The organism is Shewanella oneidensis MR-1 (assembly GCF_000146165.2).
GTDB lineage: Bacteria > Pseudomonadota > Gammaproteobacteria > Enterobacterales > Shewanellaceae > Shewanella > Shewanella oneidensis.
Window position 1 is genome coordinate 3,708,319 of the sequence record NC_004347.2, and the last position, 25,289, is coordinate 3,733,607.

Sequence of the window (25,289 nt, forward strand, 5' to 3'; positions counted from 1 at the left end):
CTGGTTAACTAACTGAATAAATAGGTTACTCCATGCTAATGAAGTTTATCCTGAGGTGGAAAAGGTTTATTCTCTGCATCAAAGGATTTCTTAATGGGGACTTGATTCGTTTGCGCTAGCAGCGCTGCAGTATCAACAAGTTGCATAAACTCATGTCGATAACCCATTGTATCTTCCCCCAGTGCAGAACGAGTAAGCCCCCTAAGTTTATTATAATCAAATTGATGCAAGTAGTGGCTTTGATTCAGTAACTGCCCTAATCCCGCAACTGCCGCCGCAAATCTAAAATCATCACTGGCTTGATTTACCGTTTTAACGCTCTGATCGGCTCTTATCGGATACGTCAATAATTGGCTTTTACTCGCATCGGGCAGTTGATAACGTAATTTAAGATAGGCAATTTCGTCACGGCTATATTTTTCACTGCCTGTATCAGGGTTATAACCGTAACGGAGTTTGTCATTCGCCATATGACCGGTTTCAACATAGCGAAGTTCATAAAGCGCGGTAACGGTATGACCCGCACCAATTTCCCCAGCGTCCACCTTATCGTTATTAAAATCCTCGCGGGCTAAGGCGCGGTTTTCATAACCAATAAGACGGTACTCTGAAACTAAAGCGGGATTAAACTCAACTTGCACTTTTACCTCTTTGACGATGGTCAGCAAAGTCGCACCTAACTGTTCTACCAGCACTTTTCGAGCCTCGTTCACAGAATCAATGTAGGCATATTGTCCATTACCTTTATTGGCAAGTTGCTCCATTAAGTGGTCATTGTAGTTACCCATGCCAAAGCCAAGTGTCGTCAAGCCAATTCCATGTTTTTTCTGTACTTCAACCAAGTCGACTAACTCATCGAGGTTGGTGGTCCCAACATTAAAATCACCGTCGGTTGCGAGAATGACTCGGTTAATGCCACCTTTAACAAAATGTTTCTGCGCTAACTGATAAGCCAGTTGGATCCCTTCTGCGCCATTGGTTGAACCTCCTGCAGTTAACTGTTCCAATGCATAGGTAAGGATTTTAATATCGTTACCTGCAGCGCCATCGAGCACCACGCCTGCAGCCCCCGCGTAGACCACAATCGATACTTTATCCTGTTCATCCAGTTGTTGAGTCAGCATTTTTAAGGCGGTTTGCAGCAGAGGTAACTTATCATCAGACGCCATAGAGCCAGAGACATCCAGCAAGAAGACTAAATTACTCGCCCCAAGCTCAGCTTTACTCTGCTCATATCCCTTTAAGCCAATACGCAATAACATCATGTCATCATTATAAGGTGATGGTGCAAGCTCTGTTGTTACACTAAATGGCGCCTCATTTTTATTGGGTTGTGGGTAGTTATAAGAAAAATAATTCAGCATTTCTTCAACGCGTAACGTGTCTTTCTGCGGTAACCGCCCTTCCTTTAGCATTCGCCTTAATGTGGTATAACTGCCGGTATCAACATCGATTGAAAAGGTCGATACAGGGATTTCTCCCGCGACCATAATGCCGTTTTGTACTTGCTTTTCAAATTGATTACGCTCAGGAAGCACTGCCCCTTGCCAATCATCGTTTAACCCGGGGGCGGCTACACTAGAACTAGCGGCATATTGAGCAATATAAGGCATATGTTCAGCACGCATATCCTGCGATTTTGCACTTAATTCATTTTCATGTTGTATTTTAGCCTGCCGTTCAGCCTCAACACGTTGCACAAGCGCAGCTTGCTGCTCTGCAGCCTCGTTAGCTTGAGTCGCTAATTCAGTGCGACTCTCCGATTCAGTTTGTTTATCAATACAACCACTCAACCCCAATAGAATGGCGAGTGTTAAGGCAGAAACAGCTGCATTGTGACGTTTTTTATGTGAGGAGATGGAAACGAGTTGGGTGTTCAATAAACGTAATGGATGTGTCATAACTTTACCCTCAATGATGTATATCCCCATAAACGCAGTTCAAGTACAAAAGGGTTATTTCAGCAGAGGAAATTGCTACATTTAATTGACCAAGCATACTATTTATTAAAAACAAAGACACTTACCCTTCTTTTGCAACTATGATCACACAAGAATATTCTTCTGGACTCTAGAATAGAGCCTTGTAATAAGCCGCGTTTATGGACCCACACGTGTCACACTCTGCTCATTTGTTTTCATTAAGAATTGCGCACGCTCTTAACGAAGCGTGCGTAAAAGATAGGTATTCGTTTAAACGTTTTGGACAAGATCTTCTCGCTGGGTTGACGGTCGGGATAATTGCTATTCCGCTGGCTATGGCTCTGGCGATTGCTAGCGGCGTGCCGCCACAATACGGCCTTTACACTGCGATTGTCGGTGGTTTTATCATTGCGATGACGGGCGGTTCCCGTTACAGCGTCTCAGGGCCAACCGCCGCTTTTGTGGTATTGCTCTATCCTATAGCGCAGCAGTTTGGCTTAGCGGGGTTACTCATTGCCACCGTTATGTCAGGCATGATGCTCGTTGCCATGGCTATGCTAAGACTAGGCCGATTAATTCTCTACATTCCAGAATCAGTCACCTTAGGCTTTACCGCTGGTATTGGAGTGGTGATTGCCACGTTACAGCTAAAAGACTTTTTTGGTCTGCAGATTGAGCATATGCCAGAGCAGTACTTTGCCAAACTCATGGCGCTAGGGCAGGCGCTACCATCGCTTCATCTACCAAGCCTGTTCATAGCAGCTGCTACCTTAGCCACCATGTTACTGTGGCCTAGATTAAAAATTCCTGTACCGGCACACCTTCCCGCTATCGCCTTAGGCAGTATCCTCGCCTTAATACTCAATGCCATGGGCGCAGAGATTGAAACCATTGGAACACGTTTCCACTACCAATTAACTGATGGCGGCATAGGAAGTGGTATCCCCGCAGTCTTGCCTCACTTTGAATGGCCTTGGCTACAGACAGGTCCAAATGGTCAAGCCTTTGAATTTAATCTGGCTGCCTTTCAAGCCTTACTCCCAGCAGCATTTGCCATCGCCATGTTAGGCGCAATTGAATCACTACTCTGTGCCGTAGTCCTTGATGGCATGACGGGCAAGCGCCACAGTGCAAACAGTGAACTCCTTGGCCAAGGGATAGGCAATATTATCGCCCCCTTCTTTGGTGGGATCCCCGCAACCGCGGCAATTGCCCGCAGTGCGGCAAACGTAAAAGCTGGCGCTCAAAGTCCAATCGCGTCTATGATCCACGCCTTAGTGGTACTAATTGGCCTCGTGGCTCTCGCAGGGATTTTAGCCTATTTACCCATGTCGGCGATGGCCGCATTATTACTGGTAGTGGCTTGGAATATGAGTGAAGCACCAAAAGCAGTGCATTTACTCAAAACAGCCCCCACCAGCGACATATTGGTGTTTTTAAGCTGTTTTTCACTCACGGTGATTTTCGATATGGTGATCGCCATCAGTGTGGGGATTATTTTAGCTGCGCTGCTGTTTATGAAAGAAATCGCGGAGATGACCAAGCTTTATGATATAAGCAGTAACAAACGCTATGTTGATCAATCTCTGCCCGCTGACTGGGCCGTGCTCAAAATTAATGGTCCATTATTTTTTGCCGCGGCCGATCGCATTTTTGCCGAGATAGCCAGCCTCACTCAAGATAAACAAGTGATTGTACTTTACTTAGATGGGGTATCAATTCTGGATGCAGGCGGCCTTGCTGCGCTCAGTAAACTAATTGAAAAATGTAAACTTAATCAAACCAAGTTGCTCATTACCGATCTGCAGTTCCAGCCCATCCGTACCTTAGCAAAAGCTAAAATTCAGCCTGTTGAGGGGGTATTAAAGTTTTATCCTACTCTGCGTGAGGCCCTGACCGAGGCACCATCACCCGAGTTAGAGGCAACTCCAGAAGCCACCGATTAATCCAAGGCTGATTAATTGCCATAGGCTCCCAAAGCCCATCATTGGGCTTTGGGATATCGGCTTAATTTAGCTCAATTCAACGAACACTTTATCCATGCTAAAGACGCTATTTTTACGCGCAAATAAGTCAGAAATAGGGCTTTACATGGTATTATTCTGCGCCATGATGCTCCCAGCTCGAATAGGGCCTTGGAACATCGACTGTACCCAGACCTGAAACAAGGTCGAAATATAATTAAAATTAGTGAGTTAAGGAGTTATCATGCAAGCCCTTGTTGCTGTTGTTATGGGTTCTAAGAGTGATTGGCCCACAATGGAAGCCGCCGCTGAGATCATGGATAAACTGCAAGTGCCTTACCATGTTGAAGTTGTATCAGCCCATAGAACGCCAGATAAACTGATGGAGTTTGCAGCCGGTGCCGCTGACCGTGGTTTTAAAATTATTATCGGTGGTGCGGGCGGTGCCGCGCACTTACCCGGTATGATCGCCTCTAAAACTCGCTTACCCGTATTAGGTGTACCCGTGCAAAGTAAAGCACTCTCAGGCATGGATAGCTTACTGTCTATCGTGCAAATGCCCAAAGGGATCGCTGTAGGCACCTTAGCAATTGGTACTGCTGGTGCCTTTAACGCCGGTTTACTCGCCTGCCAAATTTTAGCCAATAACGATGTAGCGCTTGCTGCTCGTTTAGACGCCTTCAGAGAAGAACAAACTCGTGCTGTGCTGGATAATCCCGATCCGAGGGAAGTCTAATGACTCAAACAAGCACAAAACCTAAGGTTTGGGTATTAGGAAATGGCCAACTCGGTGCCATGCTAACCCATGCAGGTGAGCCGCTGGCGATTGATGTTCGCGCCGTGGATATAATGACGCCAACGGATGATATTTTACCCCTCGCGCCAAACGATATTATTACCGCCGAACGTGAGCAGTGGCCTGAATCCGCCTTAAGCTTACAACTCAGCACCCATCCGCATTTTGTTAACGGCCCAGTCTTTAGCCGTTTAGCCGATCGCTATAGCCAAAAAAGCTTACTCGATCAGCTTAACGTCCCAACAGCACCTTGGTCACTCGTTGATGATCACACAAAGGTCGAAACTCTGTATCAAGCGTTTGGCCCAAGAGTTTTAATGAAGCGCCGCACTGGCGGTTATGATGGCAAAGGTCAGCATTGGCTAAAACAAGCCGAAGCGGGTGATATCCCCCATGATTGGCGCAACTTAGCCATTGCCGAGCAAGCGATAAACTTCGATGAAGAAGTGTCCTTAGTCGGCGTGCGTACCCGTGAAGGCCAATGCGTGTTTTATCCATTAACACTTAACCTTCATCAAGATGGCATTTTGATGGCATCGATTGCACCACTGGCACGCTTAGATCATCTGCAAGCCCAAGCCGAAACCATGCTCAGTGCGATTATGCATGAGCTGGAATATGCCGGCGTGATGGCGATGGAATGCTTCCGTGTTGGCGACAATCTGCTGGTCAACGAGTTAGCCCCGCGGGTACACAACTCCGGCCATTGGACCCAAGCGGGCACCCATATGGATCAATTTCAACTGCATTTAAGAGCCTTGTGTGGGATTGCGATTCCACAGCCACAGGTGAACTTTCAATGTGTGATGGTTAATCTGATTGGTATCGACAACGATCCCCGTTGGTTAAGCTTGCCCAATGCAGAACTCTATTGGTACAACAAAGAAGTACGTCCTGGCCGCAAAGTCGGGCATTTAAATCTTTCGGTGCCTAATCTGACTGTATTAACAAACAGCATTAGTGCACTACAAACGTGGATGCCAAACCAATATCAAGCACCTCTCGCTTGGATTTTGGCTGAGTTTACAAAAAGCTAATTTAATAGCGTTCAGCACTGATAGGGGGACTAAGTTGTCCCCTTATCAGTGGATTTTAATGTTTGTTATATACTTATCATACTCAGCGTGAATGAGTGATATGGTGATAAAATCAGGCTAGTCGAAGCACGAATAAAGGAACTGCCGAGTGAAATTAAGGGATAATTTTAAACGTAAGACTATAGATCGCTTGGATTATCGCTATCATCTCTTGCTGTTGATTATACCGATAGTCCTCTTTGTTTTATTGTTTGTTTTTAATGCCCCGACAGAAGGCTGGACCATTCTCCCCCTGCTGTTTGTCTGCCTTATCTATGTCGTTACCTATAGCTTAATTTACTATCTGCATCAGGGGCGTTTAACTCGCCTATGGCAACACTTAGAGCAGGTTGTCAGTATTAATGATGCCATTTATGAACTTGCCCACCTATCAAGCCAATATAAAAATGAGCATGCATTTCTCGATGCCCTACTCAATAAAGCCGTCTGTATTATTAATGGCGCGGAAATGGGCAGCATCATCAAGGTCAGTGAGGATAACCACAAGCTACATTTTGAATCCGTCGTGGGACTCGATCTTAACAAGCTAAAAAGACTGAACTTTTCCCTTGAACAATCCTTCGAGTATCGACTCACCAAGGGTAAATGTGACCGTGTAGTGGTCGTGGATGATATGAAAAATATCAATGCCGCAAGCACACTAACAAATGAACAACAGCAGGTACTGCTTACAGCAGCCAAGCAACCAATACGCTCCACACTCTCCAGCCCAATACGAATTGATGGCAAACTTTACGGCATGCTTAACCTCGACAGCAGCAGCGTTGGCGCCTTTAACGACTACGACCGTAATTTGGTCTCCATCCTCACCCATGAGGCCAGCAACGCCATTGCCTTGTATCAAAAGTCGCTGCAAATCACCAAGCTCGCCAATTTCGATAACCTAACAGGGCTCTATAACCGCAAAAACTTTGAAGATGCCTTACAGCATTGGCAGCCGAAGGCTCATTTAGGCAGCTTTTTAGTGATTATTGATATGGATAATCTCAAAATTATCAATGATCAACAGGGGCATCAGGTCGGCGATGTGGCAATAAAAGAAGTCGCTAAAACAATCCTAGGTTTCTGGAAACACAAAGGCATTATCTCTCGGTTTGGTGGTGATGAGTTTGTAGCCCTATGCCATGGCCCGCTTGAACTAATCGAAAACGATCTGGATGCCATGCGCCTTAAGTTACATCATGAATCGCCCCTAAATCTCAATTTTAGTGTGGGCATCGCCCCCTACGATAATGATTGGGCTAAGTCTTTTAAACAGGCTGATAATGCGATGTATGAGCAAAAGCGCGGTAAAAAACAGGCCGTTAATGCACTCAAAGCCATTGTGGCCAATAATCAGCTGCCGCAATAAGCATTCGGCAACAGCTTATAGTCAATAAGTTCCTAGTGCATGGGCGCAAGGTTAATCAAAAAATAAGCGCCGCAGCCAAGAGGAGTCTAAATCTTTCTGACAGGTTTTATATTGCGCCGCGTAACGCTTCGCTCTGTCATCGACCTTAGCGGCAACCTTCACTAACCATGCCTTAGACTTATAAGAGCCCCGACGATAACCTCCCCAACCTTCGTGATAATTGAGGTATTGCGCTCTCGCATCCCACTTAGAAATCCCATTGATTTTATTGGTCTTATAAATAAACCAGCCCATAAAATCTATAGCATCATCAAAATTACTGCGCGATGACCAACTGTTCCCCGTCTCGCGAACATAGTCGTCCCATGTCATAGATTTTGCCTGCGCATAACCATAGGCATCACTGGCACGTCCAATGGGAATAAAGCCTAAGAAGTACTCCATCGGCGGCGCCGCATTATGTTTAAACGAGCTTTCTTGATACATCATCGCCAGAGGTACATGCACTGGTACACCCCATTTATCGCGGGTATCCTTTGCGGCTTCATACCATGAACGATGTTCTTGGAAAATATCGCAAATGTTTTCAGGAGATTTAGGCGGAGAAGTGGCGCAGCCAGACAGTAAACCTATGGATGTACATAACAGAGTTGTCGAAAGCCAATTCATGAAGCGCTTATTCTCCCAAGTAATAAAAACGGCTCATCATCGCACAGTAGTAGAATACGCCAAAGCCTCAAATCTGTTTTTGGCGTCAAAATCACTTAAGCGCCTAATACCAATCACATTAAATATCTAATCAGTTCAGAGCCTCACAGGCATCTCAATCCAAGGCGCATTGACGAAGAAATGGTTATTCCCTTTTAAGTCAATGTAACACGGGAGTGAGATGCCTGTGAGGCTCCCGAAGGGCGGGGTTGAACGGGCTTTATACTGCGTTTAAGGCTTTCGACAGAGCGCCACTATGCCTTCAAGCCTTCGCCTTGTCTAAAGCCCGTTTAACTCCCGCTGAATGAACAGATATTTAATACGATTGGTATAAGTTCAGGCAACACTCATTAGCAGAAATGACAATCCATTGTTAACACAAGCTATTTTGTTTCAGGACTCAAATCAAACTGACAGTCATGATTTTCTTGCTGCCACACACCGGGCTCCCAATAGTTAGTATCTTTACCCATGTAGCGTTTATCCGTGTGGAATAATGCTCCTATGTGGTAACGCTGGTGCCCTTCCACCATTAATGTGAAGGTTTTTGGCGTTCGTGCACTGAGGGACACCCCAAGCGATGGAGCATCAATCAACTCGGCAACGGTAAACTCATATTCCCCAGGTGCTAATTGATAATTAGGCTTTGAGACCACAGGCTTACCATCTAGATGAGTCACCACCACTCGATACCAATGGGTACTAGCATCGGGTTGCAAATAGCCCGATACCGTACCACAACTTAAATCATCTTCAGGGGATGAAGCGCAACCAGAGAGTAACGCAGTAGACCCAAGCAAACTGGCAGCGAGAATAAATGTCCGCATCTTCACACCTTGACTCATTAGGCTGGCGCACCGAAATAGTCAGTCAGATAATCATCTAAGGATACCGCGCTCTGTGCAGCCTCTAATTCCACTTGTTTGGCTAACGAACTTTGCGCCTCAGCGTCATAATCACTTGCTGCTTCTGAGGATAATGGGTAATCGATGAAATATTGATGGTATTGCTGTGCCAAAGACATCACCCACTGCCCATGATCTTGCCCTTTAGTAACCAATTGCTGAAGAACTTGGCCAGACAAGGTTTTCTGCGGATCAACCACAGCGTCTCGCCAATGGGCTAAGGCTGCTTGATAAGCATTCGTTTCACCGTCGAGTAATACTGCCAGTGACGATAAGTTATCAAATAGCTCCAAGAGCCATGTCTGTAATGATAATGTTCCCGTTGCCGTGTGCAGCTCGAGTCCGGGCTTACGTCCCTCAAGTACCACTGACTTTAAGTTGGCGCTTAATCGTGCCTCTTCAGCGGCATCTGACTTAGGTGATGGTGTTAGTAAACAATAGAGTAAGAATAAGTCGAGGAAGCGCACTTGGCTTGCCTCAATCCCAATAGGGCTAAAGGGATTGACATCTAATGCACGCACCTCAATATATTCCACCCCAGCGCGAGCAAGGGCCTCAGAGGGTTTCTCACCACTTTTTGTCACCCGTTTAGCACGGATGGGTGAGTAAAATTCGTTCTCAATTTGCAGCACGTTAGCATTGAGTTGACGATATTCACCATCAACCTTAACGCCAATATTGGCAAAGTTTGCCGATGGCATCTTAATCGCAGCTCGAATCCCCGCAAGATACTCTGGCAGGGAGTTGTAGCTGATATTGAGGTCGGCCTGCTCTTTATTGGTATACCCCAGATCGCTCATCCGCAGCGACGTTGCATAGGGTAAATACAAAGTGCCTCGTCCCGACTTCTCAAAGCGTAAATCGGTTTTTTGGCCTTTGATAAACGAGTTACACAGCGCTGGTGAAGCACCAAACAGATAAGGTAAGACCCAAACTAAACGGCGATAATTACGGATAAGACCAAAGTAAGACTCTGAAATAAAGTCATCAAAGCTCAAGCTTTTATCGCTCAGTTCATAGAGACTTTGCCACAGTTCTTGCGACACCGAAAAGTTAAAATGCACCCCAGAGATAATCTGCATGAGGGCGCCATAACGGTAAGTTAAGCCCTTACGATACAAGGTTTTCATCTTACCTGTATTAGATGTTCCGTACCGAGCAATGGGGATATTCGCCTCATCTTTAACATAGCAGGGCATGCTGACAGGCCACAGCCGCTGCCCATGCAAATGGCGCACACTGTAGGCATGGGTCTCAGTTAATCCCTGCAATAGCGACTCAACCTGATGATTAACAGGCGTAATAAATTCAAGCAGCGCTTCACTGTAGTCCGTCGTAATACGCGAGTGGGTTAATGCCGACCCCAACTCGAGGGGATGACCATCTAGCGCTAAGTAACCAGACTCATCAATACGCAACGCTTCACGCTCAATTCCACGTAACATGCCAAGAAGTGCGGCGCGCCCTTGAGCGTCCGAGAAATGTTGTACTAATTCATTGAATGGCTTCAATTTGCGCTTCTCTGGTTGGTTATTCGCTATCGCGACAAGGTTAACAGTAAGACCTTTATTTTGAGGCTTATCTTTCAAAATACACTTCAAAATAAATCTAAATCTGTCCATGGGACAAGCCAAGTTACATTCTTCTGCCATTAAACACAGACGGTGACAGCTAATGCTGCCACCGTCTTGCAATCTAACACTTTAGACTAGCAGCCACGTTGTGCTACACAATTAGCTTGTCAGCAATTTATGCCCAACTAACCTAAAGAGGTTGAAACTTGTATCTTTAGGTTTATTGGGTGTATATAAGGCCAAAAAGCTAATTTACAATACTAAAGTTTCAATTGGATAGCCTAAAGTTGCTAAATCCGCTTCAATTTTAGCCTTATCACCAACAACTAAGATAATCATTTTCGAGATATCTAGCTCGGAAGCCGCGAGGGCATTGAGTTCATCTTTTGTTACAGTATTTATAATTTTGTCCTGCTCGGTAGTAAAATCTTGGCTCAATTGATAGCGCTGGATCATCCGCATAAAACCCGCCTTCTGATAAGGCGTCTCATAATCCAGTGCCTGCCCTTGGGAGACCGAGTTTCGCATAAAGGTAAGCTCGGTATCTGTCATTCCTTGTTGCTGATATGCTTTGATTTCATTAATGAATTCATTTACGGCTTTGGCTGTTACATCGGTACGAACATCACTTGAGGCGATAAACTCACCTACTTCCCCCGTACCCGAAAAGTTTGTACGAGCCCCATAGGTATAGCCCTTATTCTCACGTAGGTTAAGGTTAATACGGCTATTAAAAGCCCCACCAAGCGGGTAGTTCATTAAATACGATTTAAAATAATTACCTGTTGCATCATAGGGTAAGGCACGTTTCGCTATATTGATCACCGACTGAGCAGCCCCCGGCTTATCAATCAGGTAAATGATCCCCCCTTTAAGCGCAGGGAATGATTTGAGCGGCGGCAATACGCTAGCCTCACCTTGCCATTGGCTTAATCCTGCAAGTTTTGGTAACAACGCAGTTTCGGGAAGATTCGCCACGGTAATGATTTTGGCATTAGCACCACGGTATTGCTCGGCATAAAACGCCTGCACATCCGCGAGTGTCAGTGCCGCGACTGAATCTAAGGTCCCCGTATCACTGACCCCAAGGGCGTTATTATTACCATAGAGCAAGCTATACAGCGCCGCACTGGCCTGATAACTCGGATTCGACTGCATATGCTGAATTTGCTGGAGTTGTTGCTGCTTCACCCGAGCAAAATCAGCCTCATTGAAGGCTGGTTCAAACAGCTTTTCTTCTAAAATGGCTAAGGTTTCATCCAAATGCTCAGTGAGCGCAGAGACCTTAATCGTGCTTTGATACTCCGATGCACTAAAATCGACCGTGCTGCCTAACACCTCGAGCGCCTGCGACAATTGCTCGCTGCTACGTTTTTGGGTCGATTCATTGAGCATTTCTGCGGTTAAACTTGCCAGTCCCGCCTTTTCGACGGGGACTAATCGATGACCACCATTAAGATAAATCACCAACTCAACTGTTGGAGTCTCAATGCTTTGAGTGCCCATCACTTCAATGCCGTTGGCTAACTTGCTGGTCCAGATTTGCGGCACTTTAAGCACAGACGCGGCACCCGTTGCGGGCATTTTTGAACGATCAAAGCTTGAAACCAATTTAGCGTTAGGCAATTCACCTTCAACCGCCGTTTGGGCGACTGGCAGCATTTGCGCAATGAAGTTATCAGGATGGGCAACTAACGCAGTCATCCCCTGCGGCACCACACTCATCACCACCATAGGTTTGTCTTTGATGTATTTTTTAAATACGCGCATCACATCGTCTTTAGTAACGTTAGCGTAACGAGCAAGGTCGGAAGCAATCTTATTGGGCTTACCAAACAGGGTTTGATTAAGCGCCAAGTTAGACACTTTACCTTTGACACTTTGCAGACCAAAAATGGTATCGGCCTCAAATTGCACTTTGACTTTTTGCAAATCGTCGTCGGTCACACCGCGCTGCTCAAACTCATTAATCGAGGCTAAAATGCGCTGCTCAAGTTCGGCAAGGGTAACCCCTTTTTGCGGATTGGCTAAGGCATAAATCGACATCTGACACGCCAACTCTTGACAGGGTTGGCTCACACTAGCCTGCACAGCATAGCCATCTTTGACCAAATTTTTATAGACTAAAGAGGTTTTACCGCCGCCCAAAATGTTAGCTAACAAATCCAGCGCCGCCTCATCGGGATGGTTGGCATACACAGTCGGAAAACCAATACGGATCAAGGGTAAATGTACGTTATCTTCCATTGAGAGATAACGCGTTTTATCAATCGTAACTAAGGTCTTAGGCTCGGGCTGAACCTCTGGACCACGGGGAATTTCACCAAAGTATTTATTGACCCAAGCCAAGGCTTGCAGCTCATCGAAATCACCACCAATGGTCAGTGTGGCATTATTAGGACCGTACCAACGCTGGAAAAAGTGCTTCACATCATCCACTGTCGCGCGGTTAAGATCCTCTGGCCAGCCAATCACAGGCCAAGAGTATGGATGCCCGACAGGGAACATGGCCTGATTAAAGCGCTCGCTCATTCGACCATAGGGTTGATTATCAATCCGCTGAGCGCGCTCATTTTTTACCGTCTCGCGCTGTACTTCAAATTTTTCACTGGTCAGTGCTGGCAATAAAAAGCCCATACGGTCAGACTCAAGCCAGAGCATTTTCTCAAGCTGATTGTTGGGCACGGTTTCAAAATAGTTGGTTCTATCGGTATTGGTGGAGCCATTAAGCGTGCCGCCCGCCTCAGTCACCACCTCAAAATGTTGCTCATCGGCAACATGCTCCGAACCTTGGAACATCATATGTTCAAACAAATGGGCGAACCCAGAGCGACCAGCGAGTTCACGGGCTGAGCCGACATGATAGGTCACATCGACGTGTACTAAAGGATCTGAGCGATCCTGATGCAAAATCACGGTAAGGCCATTGGCAAGCTGATATTTTTTATAGGGAATACCGACTTGAGAGTCCGTCAATTGCACATTTTCAATTAACGTTACGCCTGCGGGTAATTTGGTTGAGGTTTCGGTGGCACAACCTGCAAGAGCCGCGGAAATCGCGACGGCTAATATCCATCTTTTCAAAGTATTCCCCTTATACATAAATGGGCTAAAAAATTAGTCCCAGCTCAAAGCGCACTACTAATAATCAGTTAAGACTCTAAAGTCACAGTAAAGTTCCAAGCAATACAATGACTTCCTTTGCTAAGCTACGCCACTTTAACCGAACAGCCCGTTAAAAAATCAACCAAGCCAATGTAATGTTGCAGCGGCAACTACAAGATAACGAACGGTTTTACCGATAAAAATCACGATTAATGCGAGTCGCATTGGGAGCTTTAACCAACCAGCTAATAAGCATAAGACATCCCCGATAATCGGTGCCCACGACAGTAATAGTGACCACACACCATAACGCTCAATTAACGTTAACGCTTTAGCGTGTTTGCCCTCACTCAACGCCTCTGGGGATTTAGCAAACCGCCCTAAACGCCCGAGATAAAAACTCGTCATCGCCCCTAAGGTATTACCCATACTGGCTACGGCGACTAATGATAGCCAGGCTTGCGGGACTTTATTTAACAGGCCGACCAGTAAAACTTCAGATCCCCCCGGTAACAAGGTGGCCGCCAAAAAGGCCCCCGAAAACATGATAATCAAGTCAGACATAAAAGCTTACTCTATGAAATTAATAATTTTTTACATTAAATATTTGGCTGCAACCTTAGCGTTAAAACGATGTAATAACCAACCATTTCACAACAAACTCATTTATCACAATAAGTTATAAGAAAATCGGTTTGTTATAACCCTATCACTACCGATACAATGTTTTTAATGGCAGAAATTGTCCTGTACCTGACGCGCCACTTGGTATAAGTTCATTCACTTCAAGTGGATGCACATACTAGCATCTCAGGTCTATGGGCTTGTAATGATATATTTTTGGAAAACGCATGATCCTTCAAACTATTAGCCGCATCCCTTTTTGGCAAAAAGTCCTTACAGGCTTCATTTTAGGTGCGCTCGTTGGTGTACTGTTAGGCGAAAGCGCAACAGTGCTCAAACCTCTGGGTGATCTGTTTATTAGCGCAATTAAGATGCTTGTTGCCCCGCTGGTCTTCTGCTCTATCGTGGTAAGTATTACCTCGCTAGGTTCTCAAACCAATCTAAAACGCCTAAGCATTAAGACCTTAGGCATGTTTATGCTAACAGGTACAATCGCCTCGTTAATCGGTTTAGCCGTTGGTTCGCTTATCGATATGGGTGGCACCATGCAACTGGCCACGACAGAAGTCCGTGAACGCAATATCCCTGGGTTTGCGCAGGTGCTACTCGATATGATCCCTATCAATCCATTTGCTTCACTGGCCGAAGGTAAAGTGCTGCAAATCATTGTGTTTGCAGCATTAGTGGGGATTGCAATTAACAAGGTCGGCGAGAAGGCTGAGCCGCTAAAACGCACAATTGAAGCGGGCGCCGAAGTGATGTTTCAACTGACTCGCATGGTGCTCAAACTCACCCCTATTGGTGTATTTGGTTTAATGGCTTGGGTAGTTGGTGAGTATGGTTTATCGACCCTGCTACCCTTAGGCAAATTTATTGCCGCAATCTACATTGCAGCCCTTGTACATATGATTTTTGTGTATGGTGGCTTTGTGAAATTAGCAGGATTAAGCCCGATACAATTTTTCCGTAAAGCATTGCCAGCTCAATTAGTTGCATTCAGCACTTCTTCAAGCTTTGGCACGTTGCCCGCAAGTACGAGAGCGGTTGAAACCATGGGTGTTTCTAAGCGTTACAGTGCCTTTGTCATGCCACTAGGCGCCACCATGAACATGGATGGCTGTGGCGGAATCTACCCTGCGATTGCCGCGATTTTTATCGCCCAGATTTATGGTATTCCACTCGATACCTTAGATTATGTGATGATCGCCGTGACCGCGACCATCGCTTCTGTCGGCACCGCAGGTGTTCCCGGTAGTGCCATGGTGATGTTGACTGTGACCTTAGGTGTGATTGGTTTACCGCTCGAAGGTATCGCCTTTATTGCCTCAATCGATCGCATTATCGATATGATCCGAACAACGACAAACGTCACTGGCGATATGATGACAGCCGTCGTGATAGGTAAGTCAGAAAATGAACTAGATGTTGAACAGTTTAATGCTAAGGATACGCAAGCGTCGTTAGCCTAACTAATACCCAGGATTGGATAACTGTATACAAAAAACCACCTTAACTAAGGTGGTTTTTTTAGCCCTTTTAAAAGCCATGCACGCTATTGCTCACCCTAAACCAACCCGCAATACTGTTGCGTTTAGCTAAGGTTTTTGTCACCTCATGGGGAAAACGCTCACTTAAGAAAATCACAAAGTGCCCCATTTTTGGCGCGATGTGCTCAATCTCGTTATCATCTTCATCAAAAATGACTAACTCACCACAATGTTCGGGTATCCAGTCAGGATTAAGGAAAAAGACTGTCGTTAAAATACGGTTTTGGCTACCTTTCAATGCATCCACATGCTTTTTATAGAAGGCACCAGGTTGGTACACCGCATAATGGCTTTCATAGTCAAACAAGCCCATAAATAAGCGACGATTGAGCCCCTCTTTTAATTGCATCATCAAATCCAAATAAAGCGAGTCAGGCTCATGCTGCTCGTCCAACCACTGGATCCGATCACGGCGAATATCGGGGTTAAGTTGTTGTTCTGCACCACGTCCGATGGAGGCCGCTTTTAGCTCATGTATTTCTGTCGCTTGCACTTTTTCCAATAAAACTTGGCTTATATGGGCAGGCACTAACTCGGGTAAAAAGATATAGCCTTTATCCACCAAGGCGTCAGCGATCACATCCAGCACTGATTCACTCAATTGCGAAACCATTAATGCTACATCCAATAAAAAGAGGCTACGCTTTAGCTGTACTCAAGGGCTCAAAGGGAGGGGAAACTGAGCCTGATTTTCGAGGGGCGTCGATACGGGAAACAATCCCACAGTCAAATTCGGCCGGATTTTAGAGTAAAGATTATCGAAAAACAATAGTACGAATAAAGGCTTGATAGATTGTCTTATCAAGCCTTTGGCACATTTTACATGGAATCGATTATTCGACTAAACCACGACGTTTTAAGAGCGCGTTGGTCGTCGGTTTTTGACCAGTTAGGTTGATGTAATTCTGCATCAAATCTTCACTGTTGCCCTTAGACAATACGGCCCCACGGAATTTATTGCCATTCTCGAGGGTTAGGCCTCCATGCTGCCCCATATAAGCAAAAGCATCGGCAGCAAACACCTCAGTCCACAGATAAGCATAATATCCGGCAGAGTAACCACCTGAGAAAGCATGGCTAAAATAACTCGACTTATAACGCGGTGGGATCGGCGCAAAATCAAGGCCATGTTTTGCCAAAGCTTGATGCTCAAACTGCTCCACATCGGTAATTTTCGTATCCGCACCGATTGAATGCCATTCCATATCGAGTAATGCAGCCGCTAAATACTCAACGGTATCAAAACCCTGACCAAATTTATTCGCAGCTAAAATCTTATCGAGCAAGGCTTTAGGAATTGGCTCACCGGTTTGATAATGCTTGGCGTAATTGGCAATAACGGCAGGATCAATATTCCAGTCTTCGTTGACTTGGGATGGAAACTCCACAAAGTCACGTGCTGTAGAAGTGCCTGCCACGCTCGGGTATTTCACCTTAGAGAATAAACCGTGCACCGCATGACCAAACTCATGGAACAGGGTTGTCACTTCATCGAAGGTCATCAGGGTTGGCCCCTCTGCAGGTTTTGGAATATTAAGCGCGTTATACACCACAGGCTTAGTGCCCAGTAAGCCACTTTGAGTGACAAACTCATCCATCCAAGCACCGCCGCCCTTGCCTTCACGGGCATAAGGGTCGAGATAGAATAAGCCGATAGAACTGTTGTCTTTATCGAAAACCTCAAAGGCCAGCACATCACTGTGCCAAACAGGTAAATCAGTTCGGGGTTTGACGCTAATGCCGTAGAGTTTATGCATCGCGAAGAACAGACCATCTTTCAATACTGAGTTAAATTCAAAGTAAGGTTTAATGCTGTTTTCATCAAGAGCATACTTTTCCTTACGAACTTTATCTGCGTAAAAAGACCAATCCCATGGTTGTAACTCAAAATCACCGCCCGCTTTTTTGATTTCAGCTTGAATATCAGCCGCTTCCACTTTAGCACGAGCCAGGGCTTTAGGCGCGAGATCATCTAAGATCTCGTAAACGGCAGAAGGCGTTTTGGCCATTTGATCGGCCACTGCATAGGAAGCCCACGTGTCAAAGCCGAGTAAATTGGCTTTCTTAGCACGAATTTGCGCCATTTTTACAATCAATGGGCCATTGTTGGCAATAGCTCTGTGGGCTGAGGTTTGCCAAACTTTTTGGCGAAGTTCACGGTTGTTTAAACTTGTAAGAATCGGCTGACGAGTTGTGTTCACTAAACTGATCAAATAACCGGTTTTGCCCGCCGCTTGCGCCGCAGCGGCTAAAGTGGCGATTTCGCTGTCAGATAATCCGTCTAACAGTGCCTTGTCAGTCACAACAATCACATCATCTTTAAATGACTTTAAACTATTTTGCGAAAACTCAGTCGCAAGCGTAGCGAGCTCGGCATTATAGTCACGCATTTTGGCTTTATCGACATCGGATAATTTGGCGCCAGCACGTACAAATTGATCGTAATAGAACTCAACTAAGTGCTTATCCTCAGCATTTAAATTGGTTCGTTGTTGATATACCGCCTCAACACGGGCAAATAAGCTTGGATCGAGGTAAATATTATCGCGATGAGCCGATAATTTAGGCGCTAAATCGGCTTCTGTTTTTTGAATGTTGTCATCCGACATCAAACCAGCAAGATTGAAGAAGGTGCGGGAAACTCGGGTCAACAACTCACCTGAGGTTTCCATTGCGAGAATAGTATTCTCAAAGCTAGGCAACTGCTTATTGGCAATAATCGCTGCGATTTGAGCCTCATGCTCTTTTATCCCCTGCGCAAAGGCGGGTGCATAATCCGAGCTCTTAATCAAATTAAATTGAGGGGCTTGATCCTGCAGTGGACTCTTGCTCAACAATACATTGCTCGCGCTGGCTTGAGCTGTGGTTGGAGCAACTTGGGTTGCGACAGCATTGGTCGCTTCAGTATTGACAGCAGAATTTTCAGAACAGGCACCCAAAAACAACGCCGCGGCAACAGCGGTAGTAATAACAGACTTACGCATAGGAACTCCCTAGAGTGTTACTGTCCTTTCTTTATATTTTTTAAGTGAAGGTACAAGCAACGGATTTTGGCTTATCTTCCAACAGACATATCGATAGATACGCTCGCTGTTGAAGCACAACCTTAGCAAGTTCACAGTCATTCAGCCAAGCTTTCGAACTGGAGATTCAAGGCTAATTTGTATCTCTTTATGTGTGATGAACCTCCACCACAAATCAACACACGATCTACTGTGATGTTCATCTTCAGGCGAATGATCGCCGAATACAAACAAAGCTAAATTAAATTAAATATTTTAATTTAAAAATATAATGTTAGATTAAAACAATTAAGTACCAATGACATGAAACTCAATAACAGCATAAAAATGGATTCAAATTTAAATCATAAATCCAACAAATATTAATTATCATCAACAAACAGTGAGCAACAATTAATTAACCTACGACAAAGTAAAAACTCGCCTAACTGTATGCAATTTAACCAATAAAGTTTGCTGTCACAATTTTAAACACCCTTTATCCAATTAATGTCACATTCATAACACCAAATGTCTTTATAATCCCCGTTCGTTAACTCAGCACTTATACACTTAATCGTGTTCAGCGCATGAATTAACAGGATGATGTACATGTTCAAAATAGAACATGTATTTGGGTCACATAAATATAAATAGAGAAAATAATGTTAAATAAAAAACTACTCGCAGTGATGATCACTGCCGCCCTTGGTGTAAGCGCCTGTGGCTCAGATGATGAACCAATTGTTCAAGCGGATTTACGTGTACTTGAAACCACAGATCTGCACACCAATATCATGGATTTCAACTACTACAGTGGTAAAGTGGACCCAACAATCGGTCTTGTGCGTACCGCAAGTTTAATCCATGCTGCTCGTAGCGAATCGAAAAACAGTGTTCTGGTGGATAACGGCGACCTACTCCAAGGAAGTCCAATGGGCGACTATATGGCGAAAGTCGGTCTGCAAATGGGTGATGTTCACCCAGCCTATAAAGCAATGAACCTATTAGACTATGAAGTCGGTAATATTGGTAACCACGAATTTAACTATGGTTTAGACTTCTTAAATAAATCACTCCATGGTGCAAAATTCCCTTATATTAACGCCAACGTATATTGTGCCGATGATGATGGCTGCTGGAATGGTGTAAAAAAAGGTGAACATTTATTCACCCCTTATATCATTAAAGAAAAACAAATCATCGATAGTGAAGGCAATAACCAAACCATTAAAATTGGTTATATTGGTTTTGTGCCACCACAAATTTTATTGTGGGATAAACAAAATCTCACGGGTAAAGTCACCGTTGAAGATATCGTTGCCACCGCGAAAAAGTATGTGCCTGAAATGAAAGCCAAAGGCGCTGATTTAATTATCGCAATCCCCCACTCTGGTATCGGCTCAACGGAAAATCCAGGCGATCCAATGGCTGAAAACGCCACCTACGCATTAACAAATGTAAAAGATATTAATGCGATTATGTTTGGTCACAGCCACTCCATCTTCCCTGATGCAAAATATGCCGATTTGCCTAATACAGACGTCACTAAAGGTTTGCTAAATGGTGTACCAGCGGTTATGCCAGGACGCTGGGGCGATAACTTAGGTGTAGTCGATTTTAAACTGGAGCGTAAAGACGGTAAGTGGTCGGTACTAAGCGCCTCGACGAAAGCGCGTCCTATCTATGATGGCGCCACTAAAACACCATTAGTGGAGCGTGACCAAGAAATTATTGATGCAGTAGCGGCTGAGCACCAAGGCACTTTAACCTTCGTAGATCAGCCTATTGGCATTGCTGCTGCGGATATGTATAGCTTCTTGACCTTAGTGCAAGACGATCCAACGGTACAAATCGTCTCGGATGCCCAAATTGCTAACGTCAAAGCTAAATTACCCGAGGCGTTAAAGAATCTGCCCGTATTATCCGCCTCAGCCCCCTTTAAAGCCGGTGGTCGCCATGGCACCACTAGCGATGCTGACCAATATGTGCAGGTGGATAAAGGTGCATTAACCTTCAAAAACGCCGCCGATCTTTACCTCTACCCCAATACCATGGTGGCAGTAAAAGCCACAGGTGCAGAGCTTAAAGACTGGTTAGAATGTTCAGCAAACCAGTTTAAACAAATCGATCCAACCCAAACGGCGCCACAGGAATTAATCAACTGGGATGGCCACCCAACTTATAACTTCGACGTACTCGATGGCTTAACCTATAAGATTGATGTCACCCAACCAAGCAAGTTCGACCGAGATTGTGCAGTCGTCAACGCGAGTGCTAACCGTATCGTCGATTTAAGATATACCGATGAAAATGGTAAAGTATTCACTGGCGAAGAATTTGCGGCTAAAGAATTTATCGTGGCCTCAAATAACTATCGCGCCTTTGGTGGTAAGTTCGCAGGCACAGGCAGTGACCATGTAGTTCTGGAACTGCCAGATACCAACCGTGAAGCCTTAGCGGCCTATATCACGGCGCAATCTAAGTACAATGAAGCAACAGGCAAGTACGAAGGTATGGTAAACCCAAGTGCTGATTACAACTGGGATTTTAAAACTATCAATACAAACGTTACGTTGGATATTCGTTTCCAAACCCAAGATAGCGACAAAGCAGCTACCTTTATCGAAGCGAATAAACAACGCGAAATGAAAAAGATCAGCAAAGATGAACTCGGTTTCGCGGTTTACAGCATTAATTTAAGCCAAGATAAAACGAAATAATCAAACTGCGAGGGCGTTCAAAATTCTGTGTCAGGCTAATTTTTAAATTTCTAGCACGCTATCTAAACGTCCTTCAAAATAAATCGCTAACTGAGATAAACAAAGGCTCCAATTGTGGATTGGCATGGTCCATTTATCTGAGGCGTTTAATATGCCTGCGTAAAGTAGCTTCAACAAGCTATTTTCATTAGGAAATGCACCTTTGGTTTTGGTGAGCTTTCTAAATTGGCGATGTACAGCCTCAACCGCATTGGTCGTGTAAATCACTTTCCTGATATGTTCTGGGTACTTAAAATAATGGGACAAATTATGCCATTTGCGACGCCAAGAGTTGATTACCAACGGATAAGCATCACCCCATTTGGCCTCCAGTTCGTCCAATGCCATCTCTGCGGCTTCTTTACTCACGGCTCGATACACAGGCTTTAAATCAGCCATAAACGCTTTCTGATTTTTTGAGGCGACATACTTCATTGAGTTGCGGATCTGGTGGATAACGCATAGCTGTGTTTCCGTATGAGGGAAGATACTGGCTATGGCCTCAGGGAAACCGGTCAAGCCGTCAACACAGGCGATAAGAATATCTTTTACACCACGATTATTAAGATCGGTCAGTACGGATAGCCAGTAATTAGCGCCTTCATTTTCGGACAAGTGAAGCCCCAAAATTTCCTTTTTTCCTTTCATATTAAGCGCTAACAATGTGTAAACGGCTTTACTGACGTAACGCCCATCCTCTTTGACTTTATAATGTATCGCATCAAGCCAAACGATAGGATAATGGCTATCTAATGGGCGCTGTTGCCACGCTTTAAGTTCGGGGATGAGTTTGTCAGTGATAGCACTGACTGTTGCGTTAGACACATTGAGCCCATACATATCTTCAACATGTTGATTAATATCGCGATAGCTCATACCTATACTGAACATCGATAACACTTTACGTTCGATTTCATCGGTTAGTGTAGTTTGATTTTTCTTAATCAACTGAGGCTCAAAGGTGCCATTGCGGTCTCTAGGAGCGTCTAACTCAAAGTTACCGGACGGATGCTTAATGGTCTTAGGGGTTTTGCCATTTTTACGATTAGGCTGAGGATCATGCGCTAAATGCTGCTCAAGCTCAGCCCTGTAGGATCCCCTCATAATTCATAGCCCCAACAACCATGAGTTAATGAGAGTTGGGCTAGTTTCTTCGCAGCACAAAGCAAATCATCTGCTGATATGGGGTAGTCATGCCGTCGCCGCAGCAGTTCTTTGCCCATCCTGATTGTTGATAGCACATTCCTTTTCTTTACCGTGTTGGCTTGGAAGTGCCGCTGTAATTGCTGTGTTTCTCCGTATAATCCTACCCACCAAAATGCCAGTTGTACCAATAATGCTATCAATAGCAGTATGTCCATCCTCGCCGCATAACGTGTTCTGCTATGACGTAAACCAAAGCCATAAGCGGGGCTTTTTAAATCTCTAAAGGTTTCTTCTATTTGCATCCGTTTTTGGTAAATATTAACCAGTTTTTGAGGCGACATGGCTTCTATGGTCAAGTTGGTCACCAGTGCCCAAGGCTCTTTGGCGGTTAGTTCATACGTCCATTGCGCCGTATGGTGACAGTCTGTTGTCGTACTTCGCTGACCTTTTCTGCCTTTACTTGGAGCCCTGAACAATACCATCTCGCATAACAAGGGTTTCTTTACCGATAACGCCACTCGCCCAACATGTTTTGCGCGACGACTGGCTTTGGGATAAAGCGCTTTTAGCGAAAATTGGCGACCGAAGGGGTGCAGCCGATAGACACTTAATCCTCTGACACGACCCAGCCAATACCAACCGAGCTGCTCGACTTTTCGAAACCATGGATTACGGAAGCCCGCGTCAGTGACTATCAGCGGGGTAATATTGTCAGGTAACACTTTATGGAGTTCATTCAGAAACTGATTATGGGCAGTTTGTGTGCCTTGTAGTACTAACGGAAATGTTCGCTCGTAGAGCGTGATAGAGCGGCCCTTAATCGCAATAGAGGCGCGTAGTGCAATCAGTTCACGACCTTCACGCATATCAGACCAATCCACCAGTATGGTCGGCATCGTATGTGCTGTTAGCAGCCACTTTGCATGCCACTGATAAACAGCCAGTCTTTCATGGTGAAGGTGCGGGTTGCCCAATAATCTATCCATGCGTTTTATTGAGTGTTTAGTATGAGTGCTGGTGCCATCAATGTGCCGCCCTAAATGCGTGAGGGTGAGACAATCCGCGTTGATGAGGGCTTTGCAGGCGACCATGAGTGTATTCAGTCGCTTTTGATGGATTTCTGGACAATGTTGATAGAGAGATTGATGTAAGATAGTTAACACTTGCACCTTGATGCCCTGTGATTGATGTTTGTTCGCACTTCCATCTGATCACACTTCAAGGTGCAAGTTCACTCTAATTTAATGATTTATCTGAAAATCATCAGGGGATTCTTCAGAGCTCAGCCTGGAGAGCCGCTTCAGTGAGTTGCTTGATCAGTGGGCCAAGAATGCTGTCTTTACCTGTGAGGCTTTTACCTGATTGCAGATCTTTAAGGGCTTGTTCGAAGTTAAAAGGTTGGGTCATGTGTCATTCCTGTTTTTGAATATTTTACTGAAATGACACAGAATTATGAACACTGTTCTGGTCTAATCCCATCGGACACTTAATTTTGAGACAGTATGGTCAATAAATTAAGAGGTCTATATGAGTCTGAAAAAATCACATAAGAGTTATCCGCAGGCATTTAAAGATGAAGCCGTCTTGATGGTGCTGGAGCAAGGTTATAGCGTTGCCGATGCGGCAAAGTCTCTTGGAGTTAGCACGAGCCTGCTTTACAACTGGAAGGAAAAACACGAAGCCCTGCAACAAGGCATCACCTTAGAAGAGTCTGAGCGTGATGAGTTGAAGCGATTGCGTAGAGAAAACAAAGAATTACGCATGGAGAAAGAAATTCTAAAAAAGGCAAGCGCCTTCTTTGCGAGAGAAATGAAGTAAGATTTCGTTTCATCAAACTGCAATCTCACCTGTTTCCCATAACACTGTTATGTCGAGTAATGAGTGTCAGTAAGTCAGGCTATTACGATTGGCATAAACGCCCTGCAAACGTGATAAGCGTTGAAACACTGAAGCTTTATCGCCTTGTTCGACAGCTATTTAAGCAAAGTCGAGGCAGCTTAGGGAATCGTGAAATGGTGAAGAAATTGCGCAAGGAAGGCTACCAGGTTGGTCGCTATCTCGTTCGTAAAATTATGCACCGCCTTCGACTCAAAGCAACCCAGCGATGTGCTTACAAGGTGACGACACAGCGAAAACACTCAGATGCAGTGGCTGATAACCTGTTAAACATGAACTTTAATCCAGTATCGGCTAATCAGGTCTGGGCGGGTGACGTGACCTATTTAAAGACGGGTGAAGGCTGGATGTACTTAGCTGTGGTGATGGATTTATATTCACGCCGGATTGTGGGATGGCGCATAGACAAACGCATGACCACAGATTTGATATCCAAGGCATTAATAAAAGCCTACAACCTGCGACAACCAGCGCGAGGGCTGGTATTTCACAGTGACCGAGGCTCGCAATATACCAGTAAACAATTCGGTAGGCTGCTATCGAGCTATGGTATCCGAGCCAGCATGGGTGATGTGGGTGCGTGTTGGGATAATGCCGTTGTTGAGCGATTCTTTGGTAGCTTGAAACACGATTGGATTTTTAAAGTTGCTCAACCAACAAGGGAGTTTATGAAGCAAGATGTGACGGCTTACATCAAATATTACAACTTGGAGCGACTTCATTCTGCTAATAACGATCTGTCACCTGTAGAGTTTGAGAATTCTCAAGTAAAAGTGTCCAGTTTGGGTTGACCAGTACACACTACCCAAACTGCTCTCTCGAGAAAAGGCTCCCAGCGAGCCTTTTCTTTTACCCGCATTCTAGCCAATTACAGGCATATCCTACCGTGT

17 protein-coding genes and 1 pseudogene are annotated in these 25,289 nt (G+C 45.0%); 7 read left to right on the top strand and 11 right to left on the bottom strand.

Annotated features, from left to right (window positions below; genetic code table 11):
- Nucleotides 1-35: 35 nt before the first annotated feature.
- Complete coding sequence (locus SO_RS16600; protein ID WP_011073381.1) at nt 36-1,901, bottom strand: vWA domain-containing protein; 1,866 nt, start codon at nt 1,899-1,901, stop codon at nt 36-38.
- A 212-nt stretch (nt 1,902-2,113) separates the two neighbouring features.
- Here SO_RS16600 and dauA point away from each other — a divergent pair, with 212 nt between their 5' ends.
- The 4 genes from dauA to SO_RS16620 all read left to right on the top strand — a co-directional run bounded on the left by dauA (nt 2,114) and on the right by SO_RS16620 (nt 7,130).
- On the top strand, nt 2,114-3,868 hold the full coding sequence (gene dauA, locus SO_RS16605) for a C4-dicarboxylic acid transporter DauA (RefSeq protein ID WP_164925752.1): 1,755 nt from the start codon (nt 2,114-2,116) through the stop codon (nt 3,866-3,868).
- Between the two features lie 262 nt (nt 3,869-4,130).
- Nucleotides 4,131-4,622 carry a 5-(carboxyamino)imidazole ribonucleotide mutase gene (gene purE, locus SO_RS16610; protein WP_011073383.1) on the top strand — a complete coding sequence of 164 codons (492 nt, stop codon included), beginning with the start codon at nt 4,131-4,133 and terminating at the stop codon, nt 4,620-4,622.
- Nucleotides 4,622-5,719, top strand: a complete 1,098-nt coding sequence (purK, locus tag SO_RS16615; protein ID WP_011073384.1) for a 5-(carboxyamino)imidazole ribonucleotide synthase — start codon at nt 4,622-4,624, stop codon at nt 5,717-5,719. The genes purE and purK overlap by 1 nt, the downstream gene beginning before the upstream one ends.
- Nucleotides 5,720-5,867: 148 nt before the next feature.
- Entirely contained in the window at nt 5,868-7,130 is a 1,263-nt protein-coding gene (locus SO_RS16620) for a sensor domain-containing diguanylate cyclase (protein ID WP_011073385.1), read from the top strand.
- Nucleotides 7,131-7,181: 51 nt separating this feature from the next.
- Here the strand turns inward: SO_RS16620 and SO_RS16625 are convergent, their stop codons facing one another.
- The 5 genes from SO_RS16625 to SO_RS16645 all read right to left on the bottom strand — a co-directional run bounded on the left by SO_RS16625 (nt 7,182) and on the right by SO_RS16645 (nt 13,986).
- A complete protein-coding gene (locus SO_RS16625) occupies nt 7,182-7,799 on the bottom strand; it encodes a transglycosylase SLT domain-containing protein (RefSeq protein ID WP_011073386.1) in 618 nt (205 codons plus the stop codon).
- A gap of 422 nt (nt 7,800-8,221) precedes the next feature.
- Nucleotides 8,222-8,665 carry a hypothetical protein gene (locus SO_RS16630; protein WP_011073387.1) on the bottom strand — a complete coding sequence of 148 codons (444 nt, stop codon included), beginning with the start codon at nt 8,663-8,665 and terminating at the stop codon, nt 8,222-8,224.
- 17 nt (nt 8,666-8,682) lie between these two features.
- Nucleotides 8,683-10,332 (bottom strand): glutamate--cysteine ligase, encoded by a 1,650-nt coding sequence (gene gshA / locus SO_RS16635; RefSeq protein WP_011073388.1) that lies wholly within the window; start codon nt 10,330-10,332, stop codon nt 8,683-8,685.
- A gap of 237 nt (nt 10,333-10,569) precedes the next feature.
- Nucleotides 10,570-13,419 carry a M16 family metallopeptidase gene (locus SO_RS16640; RefSeq protein WP_011073389.1) on the bottom strand — a complete coding sequence of 950 codons (2,850 nt, stop codon included), beginning with the start codon at nt 13,417-13,419 and terminating at the stop codon, nt 10,570-10,572.
- 141 nt (nt 13,420-13,560) lie between these two features.
- Entirely contained in the window at nt 13,561-13,986 is a 426-nt protein-coding gene (locus tag SO_RS16645; RefSeq protein WP_011073390.1) for a YqaA family protein, read from the bottom strand.
- A 287-nt stretch (nt 13,987-14,273) separates the two neighbouring features.
- Here SO_RS16645 and SO_RS16650 point away from each other — a divergent pair, with 287 nt between their 5' ends.
- The gene (locus tag SO_RS16650; protein ID WP_011073391.1) at nt 14,274-15,515 is read left to right on the top strand and encodes a dicarboxylate/amino acid:cation symporter; all 1,242 of its coding nucleotides are present in this window, start codon (nt 14,274-14,276) and stop codon (nt 15,513-15,515) included.
- A gap of 67 nt (nt 15,516-15,582) precedes the next feature.
- Here the strand turns inward: SO_RS16650 and SO_RS16655 are convergent, their stop codons facing one another.
- Together SO_RS16655 and SO_RS16660 are read right to left on the bottom strand one after the other, a co-directional pair.
- On the bottom strand, nt 15,583-16,206 hold the full coding sequence (locus tag SO_RS16655; protein ID WP_011073392.1) for a 2OG-Fe(II) oxygenase: 624 nt from the start codon (nt 16,204-16,206) through the stop codon (nt 15,583-15,585).
- A 220-nt stretch (nt 16,207-16,426) separates the two neighbouring features.
- Nucleotides 16,427-18,577: a M3 family metallopeptidase gene (locus tag SO_RS16660; protein ID WP_011073393.1), complete on the bottom strand. Its 2,151-nt coding sequence runs from the start codon at nt 18,575-18,577 to the stop codon at nt 16,427-16,429.
- Nucleotides 18,578-19,260: 683 nt separating this feature from the next.
- Here SO_RS16660 and SO_RS16665 point away from each other — a divergent pair.
- Nucleotides 19,261-21,318 carry a bifunctional 2',3'-cyclic-nucleotide 2'-phosphodiesterase/3'-nucleotidase gene (locus SO_RS16665; protein WP_011073394.1) on the top strand — a complete coding sequence of 686 codons (2,058 nt, stop codon included), beginning with the start codon at nt 19,261-19,263 and terminating at the stop codon, nt 21,316-21,318.
- Between the two features lie 42 nt (nt 21,319-21,360).
- Here the strand turns inward: SO_RS16665 and SO_RS16670 are convergent.
- The 3 genes and pseudogenes from SO_RS16670 to SO_RS23425 form a co-directional block, all read right to left on the bottom strand.
- Nucleotides 21,361-22,446: pseudogene (locus SO_RS16670) on the bottom strand (IS256-like element ISSod4 family transposase); the annotation flags it as partial.
- An 11-nt stretch (nt 22,447-22,457) separates the two neighbouring features.
- Nucleotides 22,458-23,672, bottom strand: a complete 1,215-nt coding sequence (locus tag SO_RS16675; protein ID WP_011070548.1) for an IS4-like element ISSod3 family transposase — start codon at nt 23,670-23,672, stop codon at nt 22,458-22,460.
- A 106-nt stretch (nt 23,673-23,778) separates the two neighbouring features.
- Complete coding sequence (locus SO_RS23425; protein ID WP_274544492.1) at nt 23,779-23,910, bottom strand: hypothetical protein; 132 nt, start codon at nt 23,908-23,910, stop codon at nt 23,779-23,781.
- A gap of 120 nt (nt 23,911-24,030) precedes the next feature.
- On the opposite strand from SO_RS23425, the gene SO_RS16680 reads away from it, so the two are divergent.
- Nucleotides 24,031-25,190 (top strand): IS3-like element ISSod1 family transposase gene (locus SO_RS16680; RefSeq protein WP_141135407.1). Its coding sequence is split into 2 segments (ribosomal slippage): nt 24,031-24,280 and nt 24,280-25,190, totalling 1,161 coding nucleotides; the frame shifts between segments, so codons are not numbered across the junction.
- Nucleotides 25,191-25,289: the final 99 nt, after the last annotated feature.